Raw genomic sequence first — 23,307 nt, 5'->3', positions numbered from 1 at the left:
CTGTTTAATTGTTATTTTGATCCGCTAATTAAGCGTCAATCTTAGCATATTTTGCATTTCTTTCAATGAAATCTCTTCTTGGACCAACTTCATCACCCATTAACATGGAGAAGGTATGGTCACATTCAGCAGCATTTTCAATAGTTGCCTGTAGCAAAGTACGTGTAGCAGGATTTAAGGTTGTATCCCATAATTGCTCTGCGTTCATCTCTCCAAGACCTTTATAGCGTTGGATATGTACACTTTCTTCTTTACCTGCACCTTTTAAGCGCTGTACTGCCTGATCACGTTGTTGGTCATTCCAGCAATATTCATGCTCTTTCCCTTTTTTAACCTGGTACAATGGTGGCGCTGCGATGTACACATAACCGGCTTCAATCAATGCTTTCATGTATCTGAAGAAGAAAGTAAGGATCAGGGTCGTAATGTGTGATCCATCGATGTCCGCATCCGTCATAATCACGACCTTATGGTAACGAAGCTTAGTCAGGTTAAGCGCTTTATCATCTTCCGGAGTTCCAATGCTTACACCTAATGCTGTAAACATATTCTTGATCTCGTCGTTTTCGTAGATTTTGTGCTCCATTGCTTTCTCTACGTTCAGGATTTTACCTTTCAATGGAAGAATAGCCTGGAAATTACGGTCCCTACCTTGTTTGGCAGTTCCACCCGCGGAATCTCCCTCGACAAGGTAGATCTCACATTTTTCCGGATCACTATCTGAACAATCGGCTAGCTTACCAGGTAAACCTGAACCGCCCATTACGCTCTTACGTTGTACCATCTCACGCGCTTTACGTGCTGCTGCACGTGCCGTAGCGGCAAGAATTACTTTATTTACGATCAGTCTTGCTTCTCTTGGATATTCTTCCAGATAATTGTTCAGTGCTTCACCAACGGCGATATCAACCGCACCCATTACCTCAGAGTTACCTAGTTTTGTTTTTGTCTGACCTTCAAACTGCGGCTCCTGTACTTTCACAGAAATAACAGCCGTTAATCCTTCTCTAAAGTCATCACCAGTGATCTCAAACTTAACATTTTTAAGCAATCCAGATTTATCTGCATACGCTTTTAATGTTCTGGTTAAACCTCTTCTGAAACCTGCAATGTGTGTACCTCCTTCGTGAGTGTTGATATTGTTCACATAAGAATGTACGTTTTCTGCATAGCTATCATTGTATTGTAAAGCAAGCTCTACCGGAATACCATTTTTGATACCTTCTACATAAATCGGCTCTGCAATTAGTGAAGGGCGACCTCCGTCTAAGAACTGAACGAATTCTTTTAAGCCTCCCTGAGAGTGGAAAAGTTCCGATATCGGGTTTCCTTCCTCATCCAGTTCACGCTCATCAGTAAGTGTTAGTTTAATTCCTTTATTCAGGAAAGAAAGCTCTCTTAACCTGCTGGCTAAAGTGTCATAACGATACTCTAAAGTCTGGGTAAAGATTTCAGGATCCGGAGTAAACGTGATTACCGTTCCTCTTTTATCTGTTTCGCCAACCACTTTAACATCGTATTGTGGCTTTCCTTTTTGGTATTCCTGCTCCCAAACTTTTCCTTCGCGGTGAACTTCTGCTTTTAAATGCGTTGATAATGCGTTCACGCAACTTACCCCCACACCATGCAGACCACCGGAAACTTTATAGGTATCCTTATCAAATTTACCCCCGGCATGTAATACCGTCATTACGATTTCCAGAGCTGATTTCTGCTCTTTCTGCATAATTCCGGTAGGAATACCACGACCGTTATCTTCAACCCTGATCGAGTTGTCTTTAAGAATATTTACATATATCGTGTCAGCATGACCTGCCAACGCCTCATCAATAGAGTTATCTACTACCTCGTAAACTAAATGGTGTAATCCTTTTACTCCGGTGTCTCCTATATACATCGAAGGGCGCTTACGCACCGCTTCTAAACCTTCTAAAACCTGTATATTATCTGCCGAATAATTTGACTTTGGATCCTTTTCTTCGCTCATAATTTTTAAAAAAACAATTAGATTCAAAAATAACCATTTTAGCCCAATTAACCGCAAATGTGGATAACTATTTGACCAAAAAAGCACTAAAAATGAGCTAAAAACCGTAGTTTTTTAGGATACTAAATTTGAAATTTTATATTTGTTGAAATTTATCATTCCAGAGGGATGGAAATGTCCGGAAAAACCAGTTTTAAATTAGCTGGAAGGGCGATAGGTTCAAAAAATTAAAACAAAAAATCAATTATAATCATTAGATGAAAAGATCAACATTAAAACTTGGCAGCATTGCTACTGCAGTTGCATTAGTTTCCGTTATGGCTTCTTGCCAGAACAAAGAAAACGCAGGTACCACTGCTCCAAAATCTGAGTCGGCTACAGTAACAAGCGCAGAGAAAATCGTCTATGTAAATTCTGATTCCCTGTTAACAAAATATCAGTATTTCAAAGACTTAAAAACTAAGCTTGATGCAAAGTCGAAAACTGCACAAACGGATCTTGCTTCTAAACAACAAGCTTTCCAACGTGAAGTAGCTCAATACCAACAACAACAAAACACGTTGCCTGCTGATCAAAGAGCTTCTACAGAAGAAAGATTAGCACGTAAACAACAAGAATTACAGGCTTATTCTCAAAATGCAGGTGCTGCACTTCAAAATGAGCAAGCCACTGAGAATGAAAAATTATATGATAAAGTTGCTGAATACCTGAAAGTTTATGCAAAAGGTAAAGGCTTCAAAATGGTGTTAACTTATTCAAAAGGTAACAGCGCAATCTTATTCGCTGATGAATCTTTAGACGTAACCAGTGAAGTGATCGTAGGATTGAACGCAGCTTACAAAAAGTAATCATCTATTGATGAAATTAAATGCTCCGTATAATCGGGGCATTTTTTTTGTGCTGATTTTTTGGCGGCAGCCCTGAAATCAGGACGCAATCCTTCTCAAATTAAATACAAAAAATCAATACAATGGAAAATACAACGCAGCAACAACACGAGAAATTTATGCGTATAGCCATCGGCCTTTCCGAGAAAAATGTAACCGATGAACTTGGTGGTCCATTTGGTGCAGTAGTCGTTAAAGACGGTAAAGTGATCGCAAAAAGTGGCAACAAAGTAACCAGCACAAATGATCCAACGGCGCATGCAGAGGTATCAGCCATTCGAATCGCCTGTAAAAAATTGAAAACATTTGACCTGACCGGCTGTGTGATTTACACCAGTTGTGAGCCTTGTCCGATGTGTCTGAGCGCTATTTACTGGTCCAGAATAAACACGATCTATTATGCCAATACGAAGGTGGATGCAGCAAATATCGGCTTCGATGACCAATTCATTTATGAAGAACTGGAAAAGCCGATGTCGGAGCGCAGTTTGCCTATACAGCAATTGCTAAGAGACGAAGCTATCCAGGCTTTTAAACTCTGGGAGCATTCTCCAATGAGGGTAACCTATTAGTTTCAAAAAAATCCTGAAGGGAATGTTTCATTTAGCACATGACTACGCAGTTAACATTCCTTTCAGGATGGCTTTATATATTTTTATATTTCTTCTTAATTTGATTTGGCCAGGCTGATCATTTGATCCAGCTCCTCTACTACGGCATCAGCTGTTCCTGAAAATCCCACGGCTTTAAACTTGATATTTCCATCAGGGCCAATAATAAATTTAGTAGGGATGCCGGGAACATTGTAAGCAGTAATCACATCAAAAACTTCCGGATCCACCTTATTTTTCGTATCAAAAAGCACATTAAAATCATACTTTTTCTCTCTTAAAAAGTCTCTCACGAGCTTGTCTCTGTTCTCTTCCCGCTGCAAGCTATTCACAAACAAAAACACCACATCTTTATCAGCAGCATATTTGGCCTGAGCTTTCTGCATTCCCGGAAAAGAAGCTATACATGGCCCACACCAGGTGGCCCAGTAATCCACAATTACAACTTTTCCTTTGAGACTCGCTAAACTCACATATTCTCCTTTTAAGTTCCTCAGATTAAATGCAGGCGCTGGAACATTCATCATCTTTTTAACCCAGGCTGTGCGTGTAGTTGAAGCTGCAGCTTTATCAACATCCAGCATATAAGTGTTGAAAGGCATAGTTAGATTCTGCTTTTCATAAAGCTTTTGAAACCTTGTTCTCATCTCTTCGTTTCCTTTTCCTACTTTCAAAAAAGCATCAGCAACTTTGAAAGCCTTTTCCTGATCACCAGCCAATTCCAGATACATGACATACCGGGCATTTCCGTCAGAATTTGTGTCAGAACCTACTTTAGCCTGATAAATTGCGGCCTCTTTATCATTTCCTTTATGGTGCAAAATCAGCGCATAGGTATCCGAATTTCCCCGGTATGCACTTTCAATACTCTGAATATATTCTTCCTTTGAAGCATAATCATCCGGCACTTCCCCTTGCTTTGCCTCCTCCAGTATGCTCAGTGATTTCTTTGATAACAATTCTGCAAAGTCTATGTTCTGATTTTTCTCTGCAAGACCCCAGGCCACATTATTAGCTGTGGAAGCTGCCGCTATTCTATTGATAATCTTTGCTGAATACAAATTGAACATCTCCATATTCCCTTTACTGGCAAACATATGAGCGAGCGGGCCATATAGACTATTGATACTCAAAGCATCCTTTTCTTTTTTCGGATCCAAACCAAAGTCCTTCACTAGCGCATCAAATTTCTTCCCTCTCTCCTCAAGATCTTTTATGTCATATAGTGGCTTTCTCGCCGCATTATAAGCCAGGTTTCCTTTAGGAAATTTGGCTATAATGACTGGTCTTAAAGCGTCTGCAGCAGCTTTATCTTTGAGTAGCAGGTGTAATGACATTAAAGTCATCAAATCAACTTCTGAAGGGTTCTTTTGCAACTGATAACTTTTAATTTTACTATCGATCGATGCTTTTCCTTTCACTTTGTCCAGGCCATACATTGTAGTTAGGTAATTGCCTGTAAACGCAGTTTTTAAGTCCGGTTTTGCTGCAAATGCCTTTTCATAAGATTTCACTGCTTTAGCCGGATCGGCCTTTAAGCTCCCCAGTCTGCTCAAGACTGTGAGTAACTGCGCTTCTGCCAGATAAGCATTTGGCTTTACTACCCCTTTATTATAGAACAGCGTATAATACCCCTCCGGACTAAGTTCTGTAGGTGCTTTCGCAGAAAAAATGAGACTAACGAGGTCTGTACTATCCGCAGGATGGAATGTTCCTTTGAAAACATTTCCTTCTTTTTTGAGGGTAACCATAGCAATTGACCGCTTAAGGTTCACAAAAGATCGTGCCCTACAGGTAAGTTCCTTTTCATTAGCGAAAATACCACCAGCTGGATCGTAAGTAAAACTAAGTGGCTCGCCCCCCTTGGGGGCTTTACTGCTGAACACCACCTGCTGAGCTCCGGCAGAAGCTGAGCTAAACAGCAGGAGCGAAAAAATAATTTTTTTTGAGATGAACATAATCAAGAATTTAGGTTTATTTAGGAATAACTAAATGTATAGTTTTCAGAGCTGATAAGCAAATACTTAAACTTTAATCTTTCAGGAATAATTATTGTAATATGCGATCGTGAATTACGAAGAAAAAATAACCATAGAGCTGGAATTCTGGAAGCGGAAAATGAGACTTAAACCCTCATTTTTCAATAAAATGACCAATAATATTCAGAAGAAAATCAATAGTTATATCCCTGAAAAAGTTCATGCTGCGATAACGGCTACCATCAAAAACATGATCAAAGGAGTACTTTATGGTTCTACCTATACCACTTCTAATGCGCCTGCATTGGAAATGAGCCTGGTCCACAGAGAAGCTTTGGTGAAGTCGAAAATTGACAATTATTGTAAAACCGGAGCCGCAGAAGGGGGAATTACCGGTGCCGGCGGTTTTCTAATGAGCATGGCTGATTTTCCAATCCTCATTGGCATAAAAATGAAACTGTTATTTGAAATTGCCGCCCTATATGGCTTTGACGTAAAAGATTACAGAGAGCGCCTGTATTTGCTGTATATTTTTCAGCTTGCTTTTTCCAGTCAGCAGGGACGCACCAAAGTTTTCATGCACATGGAAAACTGGGAAGATAAGTTACATATACTCCCTGAAAACGTGGACAGCTTTGACTGGAAAACCTTTCAACAGGAATACCGGGATTACATCGATCTGGCCAAACTGGCCCAGCTTCTACCAATAGTTGGTGCTGCTGTAGGCGCAGTTGCCAATTATCAATTGATTAAATCATTGGGTACCACAGCAATGCAAGCCTATAGAATGAGGCTATTAAAATAGCAAACCTACTCTTTCTTTCCTTCTTCTTCTTCAAAAAGACCACCGGTCAGGTCATCAATCTCTCTACGGTCTTTCTTTGTCGGCCTACCTGCGCCACGGTCCCTTGTCAATACCGGTGCATGATACATCGTTTTGTAACCGTAAGTCTCCTCCACAGGGGTGATGTCTTTATATTTAGTCACCGCAATTTTCGCCTCTACCCTATTGTATAAAAGATCCACCACTTCAATCACCTTCTTCTCTATTCCTTTGGATACCTGATACACATCTCCAGGTTTTACTATTGCAGAAGCTTTAAGATTATTACCATTAAATTTAACCCGACCAGCCTTACAAGCCTCTGTCGCCAAACTCCTGGTCTTAAATAATCTTATTGCCCATAAGTACTTATCTATCCGTAATTTTTCTTGCTCTGCCATAAAAAATCAAAAATACATTATAGAAAACAATGGTCTATACATAAAATTGATTTATTTTGTCAAAAAATAACTTAAAACATGATAGCACAATTAAAAAAGTTAGTAGAAGCCGCTTGGGAAGACAGAACTTTATTAGGATATAGTGAATATTGCGAGGCAATAGAAACGGTAATTATGCAACTTGATAAAGGTGAATTGCGCGTTGCTGAACCAGTACTGAACTCGTGGGCTGTGAATGAGTGGATCAAAAAGGCAGTAATCCTTTATTTTCCAATCAGAGAAATGAAAGAAATTGAAGTTGGTCCTTTTGTATTTCATGATAAAATGAAATTGAAAACCAATTATAAAGAATTAGGAGTAAGAGTTGTACCTCATGGTATCGCACGTTATGGCGCTTATTTAGCCAAAGGTGTGATCTTGATGCCTTCTTATGTAAACATCGGTGCTTACGTTGACGAAGGCACAATGGTGGATACATGGGCTACTGTAGGTTCATGTGCACAGATTGGTAAACATGTTCACTTAAGTGGCGGTGTTGGTATTGGTGGTGTTTTAGAGCCAATTCAAGCTGCTCCGGTAATCATTGAAGACAACTGTTTCCTTGGTTCAAGAGCAATCGTTGTTGAAGGTGTACGTGTAGAAAGAGAAGCCGTTTTAGGTGCAAACGTGGTTTTAACAGCCTCTACAAAAATCATCGACGTAACAGGAAAAACGCCAATTGAATATAAAGGTATTGTTCCTGCACGTTCAGTAGTTATTCCAGGTAGCTATGCGAAGAAATTCCCTGCTGGTGAATTCCAGGTTCCTTGTGCATTGATCATCGGTCAGCGTAAAGAATCTACAGATAAAAAGACTTCTCTAAATGATGCATTGAGAGAAAATAATGTAGCAGTATAATATAATGAAGATTGGTTTTGACGGAAAGAGGGCAGCGAATAACTTAACAGGACTGGGAAATTACAGCAGGTCTTTGATCACCCACCTGGCAGAATTTTTCCCTCAAAACCAATACTTTGTCTACACGCCCAAAGTAAAGGAACATGCGCAGATCTCCCGTTTTTTGCAGATTAAAGGGATTCAGATCGAGCTTCCAGACCGTCCCGGATGGTTCTGGAGAACTTCGGGAATAAAAAAACAATTGCGAAAAGATCAGATAGATCTGTTTCATGGCCTTAGTCATGAAATCCCCCTGGGAATTCAACACTCCGGAATTCGAAGTATAGTCACGATACATGACCTTATTTTCCTCAGGTTTCCTCAATATTACGGAAGGATAGATCGCTTTATTTACGAGGTGAAATTCCGCTATGCCTGCAAATATACAGACAAAATAGTGGCCATCAGTGAATGTACAAAAAGAGACCTTATTCATTTTTTCAATACAGACCCTGATAAAATTGAGGTCGTTTATCAGAGCTGCGATGATAGTTTCAAATCTGCTGCCGATGAAAAGAAAAAGCAGGAGGTCAGGGCTAAACACCAGCTTCCCGAAAAATACATTCTTAATGTAGGAACGATTGAAACCCGGAAAAATCTGATGACGCTGATTAAAGCATTACCGGAAATCCATCCGGACTATCAGCTCGTTGTGGTCGGAAAAAAAACTGCCTATACCGACCTCGTCAACAAAGAAATTGACTTACTTGGTTTGAGATCCAGAGTGACCTTTTTGCAAAATGTGCCCTTTGATGAACTGCCTTCCGTATATCAGCTGGCCAGCGCCTTCGTTTACCCTTCTTTATATGAAGGATTTGGCATTCCAATTATAGAGGCCATGTACTCCGGTGTTCCGGTAATTGCAGCAACAGGCTCTTGTCTGGAAGAAGCCGGAGGCGAACATAGCCTATATGTTTCCCCATTTGATCATCAGGCGCTCTCCCTTTCTATAAATAAAGTATTGAACACACCTGCCCTTGCCACAGAAATGAAAGTGAAAGGGCTGGAATATGTTGAAAAATTTGACACACGGGTCCTCACTGAAAAAATGATTGAAATTTATACCCGGGTACTCTCCAATCACCAGAAATAACAGGTTATGCTTAGAACAGAAATTGAAAAGACCCTTCAGGTATTAAAAGACGGTGGGGTGATTCTTTATCCCACAGATACGGTTTGGGGATTAGGATGCGATGCTACAAATGAAGCAGCGGTAGCAAAAATAAATGAAATCAAAATGCGTAGTTCGGATAAGAGTTTTATCGTCCTGCTGGACAATGATTCAAAACTCCAAAGTTATGTAACAGAGATCCCTGACGTGGCTTACGATTTAATCGAGTACGCAGAAAACCCACTGACCATTATCTTCTCAGGCGCAAAAAACCTGGCTAAGAATGTGATCAATGAAGATGGTAGTGTAGGCATTAGAATTGTGAAGCATGACTTTTGTCAGCAGCTCATTCAACGCTTCCGTAAACCAATTACTTCTACTTCTGCCAATAAATCCGGTGAACCTTCCCCCCTCATCTTTGATGAGATTTCAGAAGAAATTAAAGCCGCAGTAGATTACGTAGTCGATTGGGAACAAGAACTACAGGCCCCGAAGAAACCATCTACCATCATGAAATTAGCTCCCGGAGGTCAATTTTCCTTTATTAGAAAGTAAGTTTTATTACTTTTGTAACTCATTAATGGAAAAACATTTACAAAATCCAATATTTAAAGTCCTTGCCGATATTGCTCAAACACATCAGATTGAAGCATACGTAATAGGTGGGTATGTGCGCGATATTTTCTTAAAAAGACCCTCTAAAGACATCGATATTGTGGTATTAGGGAATGGGATTGACTTTGCCGAATTAGTAGGTAAACAACTCAAAACCAAGGTAGCGGTATTTAAAAACTTCGGCACAGCCATGATAAAAACCCGCGATCTGGAAATAGAATTTGTAGGCGCCCGAAAAGAGTCCTACCGTTCAGATTCCCGCAAACCTATCGTAGAAAACGGCACTATCAAAGATGATCAGCTGAGACGGGATTTCACGATCAACGCCCTGGCCATCTCCCTGAATAAAGACAATTATGCTCAGCTGGTTGATCCCTTTAACGGAATTAACGACCTGGAGCAAAAACTCATCAGAACTCCACTTGATCCTGAGCTTACTTTTTCAGATGATCCATTGAGGATGATGAGGGCCATTCGTTTTGCCACTCAGTTAGAGTTTAGCATAGACGAAAGTGCCATCAACGCGATAAAAACACAGAAAGAAAGAATCAGTATTGTTTCCAAAGAGCGCATCACCGATGAGCTCAATAAAATCATTCTCTCTAAAACACCTTCTATAGGTTTCAAATACCTGTTTGATACGGGGCTTTTGCACCTGGTATTTCCACAAATGGCCAACCTTTACGGAGTAGACATCATTAACGGAAAAGGACATAAAGACAATTTTTATCATACCTTGCAGGTTCTCGATAATATTTGTGAGGCTACTGACGACCTTTGGCTCCGCTGGGCAGCTATTCTTCATGATATTGCCAAACCGGCAACCAAGCGTTTTGAAGAAGGACATGGCTGGACTTTTCATGGCCATGAAGACAAAGGCGCCAGAATGGTACCTCAGATTTTCAATCAATTGAAACTTCCATTAAATGAGAAGATGAAATTGGTGCAGAAACTCGTACAACTACACTTAAGGCCTATTGTACTGGCACAGGAAGTGGTTACGGATTCGGCAGTCAGAAGGTTGTTATTTGATGCCGGTGAAGATATAGAGAGCTTAATGATGCTCTGCAATGCCGATGTCACCACAAAAAACGAGTACAAAGTGAAAAAGTACCGTAATAACTTTGAGCTCGTTAAACAGAAGCTGAAAGATGTGGAAGAACGTGACAAAGTAAGAAACTGGCAGCCACCAATTACCGGTACCCATATCATGGAGGTATTCGGTTTAGGCGCAGGAAAAGAAGTTGGGCTGATCAAAAATTCCATTCGGGAAGCAATCCTGGAAGGCGAAATAAAAAACAGTTACGAGGAAGCTTTACAGTTCATGCTGGAAAAGGCCAAAGAATTCGGCCTGCAGCCCGTAAAGCGCTAATACAAAGTACAATAATATTTTATAATTTTATAGCTAGAAAAAAAGCTCAGATGGCAATTTATAGATTTAGAATAAGTTTCGAGGATTTCGATGAGGTAGTTAGGGAAATCGATATCAAACCAAACCAGACATTTGAAGATTTACATCGTGCGATACATCGCTCAACAGGATATTCTGCTGAAAAATCCTCGTCTTTCTATGTGAGTACCGATCATTGGATCAAAGGAGACGAAATTGCTTACCTGCCGAATCAACGTAAAGCAGATAGAGGTGTAACTTTAATGGAAAATGCTAAACTGAGCAGTTTTATTGAAGATCCTCATCAGAAATTCTATTATATCTACAACTTCGATCGTCCGTTTGACTTTCATGTAGAATTGATCAAGATCATTCTGGAAACTGATCCTAACCTTGAGTACCCTGTACTGGTTAAAAGTCAGGGAGAAGCGCCTAAAATCATCGATAAAGATAATTTTAATGCCGTTGCAGTATCTGCTAACGAAGTGTCTTCTGAATTTGATTTTCTGAATGAACTGGACTTTGTTCCGGGAGATACAGAAGAACTGGCAGCAATGGACGGAAGAGGCATCAATACGGAAGAAAAAACGATTGATGACGATTCGGAAGAAGATTCAGCTGACGTAGATGAGTATGGTAGCGATGACGACGGCTACGAAGATGATGAGTATGGTGGTAAAGACGACGATTACTAATATCCGATCATGTTACTGGATAAAACCTTAATTGTAATTGTCGGCCCTACCGGAATAGGAAAGACTTCGCTGGCTATTGAACTGGCCAGACACTTTTCTACAGAAATTATTTCGGCTGATTCCCGTCAATTCTTTAAGGAAATGGAAATCGGGACTGCAAAACCTTCTGCGGAAGAGTTAAATGCAGCTCCTCATCATTTCATTAATTCCCATAGTGTAGAAACCCTGTTCAGCACCGGCGACTTTGAAATACAAGCGCTACAGCTAATGGAGGAACTTTTTAAAAAACAGGATCTGCTGATTATGGTCGGCGGATCCGGTTTATACATTGATGCCGTTTGTAATGGCCTCGATGACCTTCCGGATACAGACCTCAACATCCGCGAACAATTAAAACAACAGTTGGAAGATGAAGGTATTGAAGCCATCAAACAGCAACTAAAAATTCACGATCCTGAGTATTATGAAAAGGTAGACCAGGCTAATCCACAACGGATGGTCAGAGGGCTGGAATTCTTTCTTTCTACCGGCGAGAAGCTTTCCTCCTACCAAACCAACAGCAAAAAACAAAGACCTTTCAATATTGTCAAAATAGGGCTTAATATGGATCGCGCTGTGCTCTATCAGCGCATCAACCATAGAGTTGATCAAATGATGGATGCAGGCTTGCTGGAGGAAGTAAAAGGGCTACAAGCTTATAGAAAATATAATGCTTTAAATACCGTAGGGTATGCTGAATTATTCGATTATCTGGATGGTCATATCCCGCTGGAGACTGCGGTAGACAAGATCAAGCAAAACACACGTCGCTTTGCAAAGCGACAGCTGACCTGGTTTAGAAGGGATGACAACACTGCCTGGTTTGAACCCAATGATAGCAAAGCTGTCATCCTTCATATCAATAACGTATTAAAATCTTAAGCCTGAGCTGTTGGTCCGCCAAAGTTCATTGGAAATCCAGGAGGCTCATCCTGTGTTTTAATTTTGCCATAAGCAGCCTCATATTTCTCCAGATTATCTTGCATTGCCACCATGAGCCTTTTAGCGTGTTCTGGTGTCAGGATAATTCTTGATTTCACTCTTGCCTTAGGCACCCCCGGCATCACTCTGATAAAGTCCAGCACAAATTCCGTATTGGAATGCGTGATGATGGCCAGGTTTGAAAAAATCCCCTCTGCAACTTCTTCAGAAAGTTCAATGTTTAATTGGTTTTCGTTTTGCTGTTCTTCCATAACACAAAACTATTACTTTAATCCATACCCGCGTAATGGATGTCTAATTATTTTCCAAACCTAAGGGCATAAAAAAGTCCCCCGACTTTAACAGAAGGGGGACTTTTCAAAAGATATTTAAATATTAAGCATCTACTTCTTCTTGTTTCGAAGCTAATAATTTATCGTATTCTTCCTGAGAACCTACAATGATACGCTCATATCCACGTACACCTGTACCTGAAGGAATTAAGTGTCCAACAATAACGTTTTCTTTTAATCCAAGCATGTTATCACGTTTACCAGCGATTGCTGCTTCGTTTAACACTTTTGTAGTTTCCTGGAAGGATGCTGCAGAGATGAACGATTTCGTTCCTAATGAAGCACGTGTGATACCTTGTAACATTGAACTCGCAGTTGCAGGTCTTGCATCACGAACTTCAATTTGTTTCAGATCTTTACGTTTCAATTGAGAATTTTCGTCTCTTAATTTACGTAGAGAAAGGATTTGTCCTGGTTTCACTGTGTTTGAATCACCAGCTTCTACAACAACTTTTTTGTCATAGATCTCGTCATTCTCAATCATGAAGTCCCAACGATCTGCTAGATTATTCTCTAAGAAAGTGGTATCTCCCGGATCTTCAATGTGAACTTTTTGCATCATCTGGTGTACAATCACCTCAAAGTGTTTATCATTGATTTTCACACCTTGTAAACGGTAAACTTCCTGGATACCATTTACTAAGTATTCTTGTACAGCCGCAGGGCCTTTAATCGCTAAGATATCCGCTGGAGAGATTGAACCGTCAGATAGAGGCATACCAGCTTTCACAAAGTCATTATCCTGAACCAGGATGTGTTTAGACAATGGAACAAGGTATTTTTTAACTTCTCCGTCTTTAGATTCGATCGTCATTTCGCGGTTACCACGTTTAACGCCACCTAAGGTTACCACACCATCAATCTCCGTTACTACAGCAGGGTTTGAAGGGTTACGTGCTTCGAAAAGCTCAGTTACACGTGGTAAACCACCCGTGATATCTCTGGTTTTACCAGTTGCACGAGGAATCTTAACAAGGATCTGACCAGTTTTAACTGCGTCACCTTCATCGATAGCGATGTGGGCTCCAACAGGGATGTTATATCCTCTGATCAATTCACCTTTTTTATCCACAACCCGTACAGAAGGGTTTTTAGTTTTATCACGTGTATCGATAATTACTTTCTCACGGTGACCAGTTTGCTCATCAGACTCCTCACGGAAGGTTACACCTTCAACGATTGCATCAAATTCGATTTTACCGGCGAACTCAGAGATAATTACCGCATTGTATGGATCCCATGAACAAATCTTATCACCTTTAGTGATTTTAGCGCCATCCTCAACATATAAGAATGAACCATAAGGAATGTTATTGGTCATGATCACTTTGTTTGTACCAGGCTCAACAATTTTGAACTCACCTGAACGACCTAAAACAATTTGTTTTACGCCTTCTTCAGTATCATTCTCAACTGTACGAACATTTTCAAACTCGATGATACCATCAAATTTAGCATTGATTTGAGATTCTGCAGCGATGTTCGATGCAGTACCCCCAACGTGGAACGTACGAAGTGTTAACTGTGTACCCGGCTCACCGATTGACTGTGCAGCAATTACACCGACAGCTTCACCTTTTTGAACACGTTTACCAGTTGCTAAGTTACGACCGTAACAAAGCGCACAAACTCCGCGTTTGTTTTCGCAGGTTAATACCGAACGAATTTCAACACCTTCTAATGGTGATTCTTCAATTGCTTTCGCAATATCTTCATCAATATCAAGGCCAGCTCCAACTAATAATTCACCATTCAAAGGATTGAATACATCATGTAGAGAGATACGACCTAATAATCTGTCGTATAATGGCTCAACGATGTCTTCATTATCTTTCAATGCAGTAGTATACATACCTCTTAAAGTACCACAATCTTCTGCATTAACGATCATATCCTGTGCTACATCATGTAAACGACGCGTAAGGTAACCCGCATCCGCCGTTTTTAACGCCGTATCCGCAAGACCTTTACGTGCACCGTGAGTAGAGATAAAGTATTCTAATACCGATAGACCTTCCTTAAAGTTAGACAGAATCGGATTTTCAATAATCTCACCACCTGAACCTGATTTCTGAGGCTTAGCCATCAAACCACGCATACCGCATAGCTGACGAATCTGCTCTTTCGAACCACGGGCTCCAGAGTCCAACATCATATAAACAGAGTTGAAACCCTGGTTATCGCCTGATAACTGAGTCATCACGAATGATGTTAAACGGTTATTGATACGAGTCCAGATATCGATAATCTGGTTGTAACGCTCGTTGTTGGTAATGAATCCCATGTTATAGTTATTCCTTACTTCTTCAACTTCAGCAGATGCTTGCTCTAATAGCGCTTGTTTTTCAACAGGAATGTTTACATCTTGTAAATTAAATGATAAACCTCCTCTGAACGCCATTTGGAAACCTAATTCTTTGATATCATCTAAGAATCTTGCTGCACGTGACATACCGGTAATTTTTACCACATGACCAATGATATCTCTAAGAGATTTCTTAGTCAGTAGCTCATTGATGTAACCAACTTCTGCCGGAACCATTTGATTAAATAGTACACGACCTACAGTAGTTTCCACCAACTTATTAACGATTGTTCCATCTTCTAATTTCACATTTACCTTAACTTTGATAAACGCGTGAAGATCAATCATTTTCTCATTATAAGCGATGATTACTTCCTCAGGAGAGTAGAAAGAGAAATCTTGTCCTTTAACTACACGTCCTTCGTCTGTTCTACGGCCTTTAGTAATATAGTAAAGACCCAAAACCATATCCTGTGAAGGTACAGTAATTGGAGTACCGTTTGCAGGGTTTAGAATGTTGTGTGCAGCAAGCATTAATACTTGTGCTTCTAAGATTGCGGCGTGTCCTAATGGTAAGTGTACTGCCATTTGGTCACCGTCAAAATCCGCGTTAAATGCGGTACATACTAATGGGTGTAATTGGATCGCTTTACCTTCCACCAATTTAGGTTGGAAAGACTGGATACCCAATCTGTGTAGTGTTGGTGCACGATTCAGTAATACCGGGTGACCTTTTAAAACATTCTCCAGAATATCCCAAACTAATGGATCTTTTCTGTCTACAATTTTCTTTGCAGATTTTACTGTTTTAACGATACCTCTTTCTATCATCTTGCGAATGATAAACGGTTTGAATAGCTCAGCAGCCATATCCTTAGGTAAACCGCATTCATGTAATTTAAGGTTTGGACCTACAACAATTACCGAACGAGCAGAATAATCCACACGTTTACCTAATAAATTCTGACGGAAACGACCTTGTTTACCTTTCAGGATATCTGAAAGAGATTTTAAAGCACGGTTACCTTCAGTTTTAACTGCATTTACTTTACGTGAGTTATCAAATAACGAATCTACCGCTTCCTGTAACATACGTTTTTCGTTACGTAAAATTACTTCCGGCGCTTTGATCTCGATCAAACGTTTCAAACGATTGTTACGGATAATCACACGACGATATAGATCATTTAAATCTGAAGTCGCAAAACGACCACCTTCAAGAGGTACTAACGGACGCAATTCCGGTGGAATAACAGGAACAATCTTGATGATCATCCACTCCGGGTTATTCTCAATTCGGGTTCTTGCACCACGGAAAGCTTCCACTACCTGTAAACGTTTCAAAGCTTCGTTTTTACGTTGCTGAGAAGTTTCGTTTGCAGCCTGGTGGCGTAAGTTATAAGATAAAGTATCTAAATCAATACGTTTCAATAAATCTTCTAATGCTTCAGCACCCATTTTGGCGATGAATTTATTAGGATCTTTATCGTCTAAATATTGGTTTTCTTTTGGCAACTTATCAAGAATATCAAGATATTCCTCTTCAGTTAAGAAATCCATGTATTGAATACCTTCTTCTGCCATGAAACCAGCTTGAATTACTACATAACGCTCGTAGTAAATAATCAAATCTAATCTCTTTGTAGGCAATCCTAACAGGTATCCAATTTTGTTTGGTAAAGAGCGGAAATACCAGATATGCGCAACAGGAACCACCAAATTGATGTGTCCCATACGCTCTCTACGTACTTTCTTTTCCGTAACCTCAACACCACAACGGTCACACACAATACCCTTATAACGGATACGTTTGTATTTACCGCAATGACATTCGTAATCTTTTACCGGACCGAAAATACGCTCGCAGAACAAACCATCACGCTCAGGTTTGTAAGTACGGTAATTTATCGTCTCAGGTTTTAACACCTCCCCACTAGAGCGCTCTAAAATAGCCTCCGGCGATGCCAAACTAATGGTGATCGAGGTGAAATTGCTTTTTAATTTATTATCCTTTTTGTAAGACATAGCTCTTTTGTTTGAATTTGAAAATTTAAAAAGCCGGAACGGACACCAGCTTAACTGCGGTCCGTTCCAGCATTAAAAAATTCAACATTAGTCTAACGTAATATCTAAACCTAATCCGCGTAACTCATGTACCAATACATTGAATGATTCTGGTACACCTGGCGTAGGAAGGTTTTCGCCTTTTACAATCGCCTCATAAGTTTTGGCCCTACCGATCACATCATCTGACTTAACAGTTAAGATCTCCTGCAGGATATTAGCCGCACCGAATGCCTCTAATGCCCAAACCTCCATCTCACCAAAACGCTGACCACCGAATTGAGCTTTACCACCCAATGGTTGTTGTGTAATTAATGAATATGGTCCGATTGAACGAGCGTGCATCTTATCATCAACCATGTGTCCTAATTTCAACATGTAGATAATACCTACAGTTGTTGGCTGGTCAAATTTCTCACCCGTTAAACCGTTATGTAAGTAAGTTCTACCTGAAGCAGGTACACCAGCTTTAGCGATCCAGTCTTCTACCTCGTCATGTTTAGCACCATCAAAGATTGGAGTTGCAAATTTCACACCCAATTCTTTACCGGCCCATGCCAATACAGTTTCATAGATCTGGCCAAGGTTCATACGTGAAGGTACACCCAGTGGGTTCAACACGATATCAACAGGTGTTCCATCTTCTAAGAACGGCATATCTTCATCACGAACGATACGGGCTACAATACCCTTATTACCGTGACGACCAGCCATCTTATCACCTACTTTTAATTTACGCTTTTTAGCTACATAAACCTTAGCCATTTGTACAATACCTGATGGTAATTCATCACCAACACTGATGGCAAATTTATCACGTTTGTAAGCACCTAATTCTTCGTTCACACGAATACCATAGTTGTGCAACAGCAATTTAATCTGGTCATTTTTCTCTTCATCAGTAGTCCATTTGTATGGATTGATGTGAGCATATTCCAGATCAGCAAGACTTTTCTGCGTAAACTTAGCGCCTTTAGGGAATAATAATTCCTTGTAAACATTGAATACACCCTGAGATGTTTTACCGTTTACAATCTGGAACAATTTATCTACAAGCTCATTTTTCAGATTAGTAGTTGCAAGGTCATATCTCTTATCTAATTTCTCTATCGCTGCTTTTTCTTCAGCTTTAGTAGTTTTCTTAGCTCTTGAGAATAACTTAGTATCAATTACCACACCTTTGATCGAAGGAGGAGTTTTCAAGGATGCATCTTTCACATCACCTGCTTTATCACCAAAGATCGCACGTAGTAATTTCTCTTCCGGCGAAGGATCAGATTCTCCTTTAGGAGTGATCTTACCAATCAGGATGTCTCCTTCTTTAACTTCAGCACCTACACGGATAATACCGTTTTCATCTAAATCTTTAGTTGCTTCTTCTGAAACGTTAGGGATATCTGGTGTTAATTCCTCTTCTCCACGTTTCGTGTCACGCACTTCTAATTCAAACTCTTCAATGTGTAATGAAGTAAAGATATCTTCACGAACAATACGCTCGCTAATTACGATCGCATCCTCAAAGTTGTATCCTTGCCAAGGCATGAAAGCAACTTTTAAGTTTCTTCCTAATGCCAATTCACCATTTTCAGTAGCATAACCTTCACAAAGTACTTGTCCTTTTACTACTTTCTGACCTTTCTTAACGATTGGTTTCAAGTTGATACAAGTATTCTGATTGGTTTTCTTGAATTTGATTAATTTATATGTTTTGCTATCACCTTCGAATGAAACCAAACGATCTGCATCGTTTCTAACATACTTAATAGTGATCTCATTTGAATCCACATATTCTACTACACCTTCACCTTCAGCATTGATCAGTGTTCTTGAATCGCGGGCTACGCGACCTTCTAAACCTGTACCAACGATTGGTGCTTCAGGACGTAACAATGGTACGGCCTGACGTTGCATGTTGGATCCCATCAAGGCCCTGTTCGCATCATCATGCTCAAGGAAAGGAATCAACGAAGCAGCGATCGATGTAATCTGATTAGGTGCCACGTCCATTAAGTCTAATTTCTCAGGCTCAATAACCGGGAAGTCACCCTCGTAACGTGCTTTAACACGTGCAGTGGTGAAATTACCTTGATCATCATAAGCAGCATTCGCTTGTGCAATAGTTTTACCATCTTCATCTTCTGCAGACAGGTAAATCACATCCTCATCTACCTGAACAATTCCGTCTTTAACTTTTTTGTATGGAGTTTCAATGAAACCTAAGTTATTAATCTTCGCGTGAACGCAAAGAGAAGAGATCAAACCAATGTTTGGACCCTCCGGAGTTTCAATCGTACAAAGACGACCGTAGTGAGTATAGTGAACGTCACGTACCTCGAAACCGGCACGTTCACGTGAAAGACCACCAGGGCCTAAGGCTGAAAGACGACGTTTGTGCGTAATCTCTGCCAGAGGATTTGTCTGGTCCATGAACTGCGATAACTGGTTGGTACCAAAGAATGAATTAATTACCGACGATAAAGTACGGGCATTAATTAAGTCTGTTGGGGTAAACACCTCGTTATCACGAATGTTCATACGCTCACGAATGGTACGGGCCATACGCGCTAAACCAACACCAAATTGAGCGTATAATTGCTCACCTACTGTACGAACACGACGATTCGACAAGTGATCAATATCATCCACTTCTTCTTTAGAGTTGATCAGTTTGATCAGGTATTTAACAATCGCAATAATATCTGCTTTTGTCAATACTTTAACGTGATCAGGAGTATCCATTTTCAACTTACGGTTGATGCGGTATCTACCAACATCTCCTAAGTCATAACGTTTATCCGAGAAGAACAAACGCTCAATGATACCTCTTGCAGTTTCCTCATCAGGTGGTTCTGCGTTACGCAAAGCACGGTAGATGTTTTCAACAGCCTCTTTTTCGGAGTTTGAAGTATCTTTTTGTAAAGTATTATAGATAATGGTATAATCAGCTTGACTGGCACCATCATCTTTAGATAAGATGATCGTTTTAACACCTGCATCAATGATCATATCAATGTGCTCATCTTCTAAAACAGTATCTCTGTCTAAGATTACTTCGTTACGATCAATGGAAACTACCTCACCGGTATCTTCATCCACAAAATCTTCAACCCATTTTCTTAGAACTCTTGCAGCAAGTTTACGTCCGATGTATTTCTTTAAACCTGATTTGCTAACTTTTACTTCATCAGCAAGATCAAACAATTCAAGGATATCTTTATCAGAATCATAACCGATTGCACGCAATAGTGTAGTTACCGGGAATTTTTTCTTACGGTCGATATAAGCATACATCACGTTATTTACGTCAGTAGCAAACTCGATCCATGAACCTTTGAAAGGAATCACACGCGCAGAATAAAGCTTAGTACCATTTGTGTGACGGCTTTGACCGAAGAACACACCTGGCGACCTGTGTAATTGAGAAACAATTACGCGCTCTGCACCGTTGATTACGAAGGTACCTTTAGGGGTCATATATGGAATAGTTCCCAGGTACACATCTTGAATGATGGTTTCAAAATCTTCGTGTTCTGCATCATTACAAGAAAGTTTCAGCTTCGCTTTTAATGGAACACTATACGTTAACCCACGGTCAATACACTCAGGTATATCATAACGCGGTGGATCAATAAAATAATCTAGGAATTCTAAAACAAATATATTTCTAGAATCTGTGATTGGGAAGTTTTCAGCAAACACCTTAAATAAACCTTCTGTATGACGGTTATCTGAAGTGGTCTCGATCTGAAAAAATTCTCTGAATGATTGCAACTGTACATCTAGAAAATCCGGGTAATCTATGATGTGCTTACTACGTGCAAAATTTACTCTTTGGTCGACTTTATTTGCCAATGGACTAAAGTTAATTTAGTTTAAGAATAAACTATTTGTTTGGTTTGCCGTTAAACGTTTTCACCAGCCAAACAAGATGAAATGTTTATAAACAGGTATAGACTCCGACTATACAGTCGGAGTCTATGTTTAAAGTTATATTAAAATTAAGTGATTACTTAATTTCAACTACAGCTCCAGCTTCTTCTAATTGTTTTTTCAAAGCTTCAGCTTCGTCTTTAGAAACACCAGCTTTTAATTCTTTTGGTGCGCCATCAACTAAATCTTTAGCTTCTTTCAAACCTAGACCAGTAAGATCTTTTACCAATTTAACAACTGCTAATTTAGAACCACCAGCTTCTTTTAAGATTACATCAAAAGTTGATTTTTCTTCAGCTGCAGGAGCAGCATCACCAGCAGGACCTGCAACAGCAACTGCAGCAGCAGCTGGTTCGATACCATACTCGTCTTTTAAGATTTGAGCTAATTCGTTAACTTCTTTAACTGTTAAGTTTACCAATTGCTCAGCAAACGCTTTTAAATCTGCCATATTTATAGATTTTAAAAATTTACGTAAAATAATAATTTATAATTTGAACTTATGAGGTGTTCCTTAACCTTCTCTCTCTTGAAGAGTTTTAACAATTCCTGCAATTTTGTTACCGCTTGACTGTAAAGCTGAAACCACATTCTTAGCTGGTGATTGTAATAATCCAATGATGTCTCCAATAAGCTCTTCTCTTGATTTCAAGCTCACTAAAGTATCTAATTGGTTATCACCAACGAATACTGTTGAATCGATATAAGCTGCTTTAAGTTGTGGTTTATCAGATCCTTTTCTCAAGGCTTTGATCAGCTTAGCTGGACCGTTACCTACTGTAGAGAATAATAATGCTGATTGACCTTTAAGCGCTACAAAGATTTCTGATGCGTCGCCGTCTAATCCTTCGATCGCTTTTCTGATCAAAGTATTTTTAGCTACCTGCATTTCAATCCCGCTTTCAAAACATTTGCGACGGATGATGTTTACTTTCTCAACAGATAAGCTTGATGTATCGGCAATGTAAAAATTACCGAATTCCTGCATCTTCTCTAGAAGTGCTGAAACGAGTACGTGTTTTTCTTCTCTGTTCATAATTAAATCCCCGCTACTGATTTAGTTTCGATTGCAATTCCAAGACTCATAGTAGAAGAAACATGAATGCTCTTAAAATAAGTTCCTTTTGCAGCAGATGGTTTTAGCTTAGAAATTACCTGAAGTACTTCTAATGCGTTTTCATATATTTTTTCTGCTGGGAATGATACTTTTCCTATTGAAGCGTGTATGATACCACTTTTGTCAACTTTAAAATCAATCTTTCCGCCTTTTACATCAGTTACTGCTTTACCAACTTCGTTAGTTACAGTACCTGACTTAGGGTTTGGCATAAGGTTACGTGGACCTAAAACGCGGCCCAGTTTACCTACTTTTGCCATACAAGCAGGAGTAGTGATAATAATGTCAACATCAGTCCATCCACCTTCAATCTTGGCTACATATTCGTCTAAACCTACAAAATCTGCACCTGCCGCTTTAGCCTCTTCTTCCTTATCAGGAGTACAAAGAACTAATACACGTACAGTTTTACCTGTACCGTGTGGTAAAGTTGCAATACCACGAACCATTTGATTGGCTTTACGTGGATCTACTCCTAATGCTACGTCGATATCAACCGATGCATCAAATTTAGTAGTAGTTATTGCTTTTACCAAAGCAGCCGCATCCTGTAAAGAATACGTTTTACCAGATTCTAGTTTAGCATGTGCCTTTTTTTGATTTTTTGTTAATTTAGCCACTGTTGTAAACTGTTTTTTGTTAATTAATTTGTCCAAGGTGCATCACCGCTAACGGTGATTCCCATACTGCGTGCTGTACCGGCAACCATACTCATTGCCGATTCGATAGTGAAAGCATTTAAATCAGTCATTTTATCTTCAGCAATTGACTTAACCTGATCCCAAGTCACCGAACCAACTTTCTTACGGTTGGGCTCAGCAGAACCACTCGTTAATTTAGTAGCATCCTTTAACTGGATAGCAACCGGAGGGGTTTTGATGATAAATTCGAAAGACTTGTCAGCATAAACAGTGATTACAACTGGTAATACTTTACCTGGCTTATCTTGGGTACGAGCATTGAATTGCTTGCAAAACTCCATAATGTTCACCCCCTTAGCACCTAAAGCAGGTCCTACTGGTGGTGATGGATTTGCAGCTCCACCCTTGATTTGTAACTTAACAAGTGCACTGACTTCTTTTGCCATTTTCTGTTTTGTTAATTTTAATACTCAATGTTATAATGTTGGAAGCAAGTAACATT

At 39.8% G+C, this 23,307-nt stretch carries 19 protein-coding genes; 9 read left to right on the top strand and 10 right to left on the bottom strand.

From position 1 onward, the window contains the following. Positions 1-28: 28 nt before the first annotated feature. Complete coding sequence (gene gyrB, locus OQX61_RS06530) at positions 29-1,987, bottom strand: DNA topoisomerase (ATP-hydrolyzing) subunit B (protein ID WP_265840834.1); 1,959 nt, start codon at positions 1,985-1,987, stop codon at positions 29-31. A gap of 257 nt (positions 1,988-2,244) precedes the next feature. Here gyrB and OQX61_RS06525 point away from each other — a divergent pair, with 257 nt between their 5' ends. Together OQX61_RS06525 and OQX61_RS06520 are read left to right on the top strand one after the other, a co-directional pair. Beyond that, positions 2,245-2,835 carry an OmpH family outer membrane protein gene (locus OQX61_RS06525; protein WP_265840833.1) on the top strand — a complete coding sequence of 197 codons (591 nt, stop codon included), beginning with the start codon at positions 2,245-2,247 and terminating at the stop codon, positions 2,833-2,835. A 122-nt stretch (positions 2,836-2,957) separates the two neighbouring features. Then, positions 2,958-3,446, top strand: coding sequence for a nucleoside deaminase (locus tag OQX61_RS06520; RefSeq protein WP_265840832.1), 489 nt, complete (start codon positions 2,958-2,960; stop codon positions 3,444-3,446). Positions 3,447-3,541: 95 nt separating this feature from the next. Here OQX61_RS06520 and OQX61_RS06515 read toward each other — a convergent pair whose 3' ends face one another. Then, positions 3,542-5,443: a TlpA disulfide reductase family protein gene (locus OQX61_RS06515; protein ID WP_265840831.1), complete on the bottom strand. Its 1,902-nt coding sequence runs from the start codon at positions 5,441-5,443 to the stop codon at positions 3,542-3,544. 109 nt (positions 5,444-5,552) lie between these two features. Here OQX61_RS06515 and OQX61_RS06510 point away from each other — a divergent pair, with 109 nt between their 5' ends. Then, complete coding sequence (locus OQX61_RS06510; RefSeq protein WP_265840830.1) at positions 5,553-6,269, top strand: EcsC family protein; 717 nt, start codon at positions 5,553-5,555, stop codon at positions 6,267-6,269. A gap of 5 nt (positions 6,270-6,274) precedes the next feature. On the opposite strand, the gene OQX61_RS06505 is transcribed toward OQX61_RS06510, so the two are convergent. Then, positions 6,275-6,688 carry a S4 domain-containing protein gene (locus OQX61_RS06505; protein ID WP_265840829.1) on the bottom strand — a complete coding sequence of 138 codons (414 nt, stop codon included), beginning with the start codon at positions 6,686-6,688 and terminating at the stop codon, positions 6,275-6,277. Between the two features lie 78 nt (positions 6,689-6,766). Between OQX61_RS06505 and OQX61_RS06500 the strand changes: the two genes are divergently transcribed. The 6 genes from OQX61_RS06500 to miaA are packed head-to-tail and all read left to right on the top strand — an operon-like array spanning position 6,767 to position 12,356. Further along, on the top strand, positions 6,767-7,585 hold the full coding sequence (locus OQX61_RS06500) for a 2,3,4,5-tetrahydropyridine-2,6-dicarboxylate N-succinyltransferase (RefSeq protein WP_265840828.1): 819 nt from the start codon (positions 6,767-6,769) through the stop codon (positions 7,583-7,585). A 4-nt stretch (positions 7,586-7,589) separates the two neighbouring features. Beyond that, complete coding sequence (locus OQX61_RS06495; protein WP_265840827.1) at positions 7,590-8,717, top strand: glycosyltransferase family 1 protein; 1,128 nt, start codon at positions 7,590-7,592, stop codon at positions 8,715-8,717. Between the two features lie 6 nt (positions 8,718-8,723). Then, positions 8,724-9,290 (top strand): L-threonylcarbamoyladenylate synthase, encoded by a 567-nt coding sequence (locus OQX61_RS06490; protein WP_265840826.1) that lies wholly within the window; start codon positions 8,724-8,726, stop codon positions 9,288-9,290. Positions 9,291-9,315: 25 nt separating this feature from the next. Beyond that, positions 9,316-10,722 carry an HD domain-containing protein gene (locus OQX61_RS06485; RefSeq protein WP_265840825.1) on the top strand — a complete coding sequence of 469 codons (1,407 nt, stop codon included), beginning with the start codon at positions 9,316-9,318 and terminating at the stop codon, positions 10,720-10,722. 50 nt (positions 10,723-10,772) lie between these two features. After that, a complete protein-coding gene (locus OQX61_RS06480; protein WP_265840824.1) occupies positions 10,773-11,435 on the top strand; it encodes a hypothetical protein in 663 nt (220 codons plus the stop codon). Positions 11,436-11,444: 9 nt separating this feature from the next. Beyond that, the gene (gene miaA, locus OQX61_RS06475) at positions 11,445-12,356 is read left to right on the top strand and encodes a tRNA (adenosine(37)-N6)-dimethylallyltransferase MiaA (protein ID WP_265840823.1); all 912 of its coding nucleotides are present in this window, start codon (positions 11,445-11,447) and stop codon (positions 12,354-12,356) included. Here miaA and OQX61_RS06470 read toward each other — a convergent pair. The 7 genes from OQX61_RS06470 to rplK form a co-directional block, all read right to left on the bottom strand. Then, positions 12,353-12,667, bottom strand: a complete 315-nt coding sequence (locus tag OQX61_RS06470) for a DUF3467 domain-containing protein (RefSeq protein WP_265840822.1) — start codon at positions 12,665-12,667, stop codon at positions 12,353-12,355. The two genes, miaA and OQX61_RS06470, sit on opposite strands and share 4 nt — an antisense overlap. Positions 12,668-12,791: 124 nt before the next feature. Beyond that, positions 12,792-17,078: a DNA-directed RNA polymerase subunit beta' gene (gene rpoC, locus OQX61_RS06465; RefSeq protein ID WP_265840821.1), complete on the bottom strand. Its 4,287-nt coding sequence runs from the start codon at positions 17,076-17,078 to the stop codon at positions 12,792-12,794. A gap of 87 nt (positions 17,079-17,165) precedes the next feature. Beyond that, positions 17,166-20,969: a DNA-directed RNA polymerase subunit beta gene (gene rpoB / locus OQX61_RS06460; RefSeq protein ID WP_062550288.1), complete on the bottom strand. Its 3,804-nt coding sequence runs from the start codon at positions 20,967-20,969 to the stop codon at positions 17,166-17,168. A gap of 154 nt (positions 20,970-21,123) precedes the next feature. Then, entirely contained in the window at positions 21,124-21,498 is a 375-nt protein-coding gene (gene rplL, locus OQX61_RS06455) for a 50S ribosomal protein L7/L12 (RefSeq protein WP_183865812.1), read from the bottom strand. A gap of 63 nt (positions 21,499-21,561) precedes the next feature. Next, entirely contained in the window at positions 21,562-22,083 is a 522-nt protein-coding gene (gene rplJ, locus OQX61_RS06450; RefSeq protein WP_265840820.1) for a 50S ribosomal protein L10, read from the bottom strand. Between the two features lie 2 nt (positions 22,084-22,085). Then, entirely contained in the window at positions 22,086-22,784 is a 699-nt protein-coding gene (gene rplA / locus OQX61_RS06445) for a 50S ribosomal protein L1 (RefSeq protein ID WP_265840961.1), read from the bottom strand. A 23-nt stretch (positions 22,785-22,807) separates the two neighbouring features. After that, a complete protein-coding gene (rplK, locus tag OQX61_RS06440; RefSeq protein ID WP_073232496.1) occupies positions 22,808-23,251 on the bottom strand; it encodes a 50S ribosomal protein L11 in 444 nt (147 codons plus the stop codon). Positions 23,252-23,307: the final 56 nt, after the last annotated feature.

It is taken from the genome of Pedobacter sp. PLR (genome assembly GCF_026239675.1).
GTDB lineage: Bacteria > Bacteroidota > Bacteroidia > Sphingobacteriales > Sphingobacteriaceae > Pedobacter.
The sequence above is the reverse complement of the archived record's forward strand: the minus strand, read 5'-3'. Positions and strand labels throughout refer to the sequence as shown.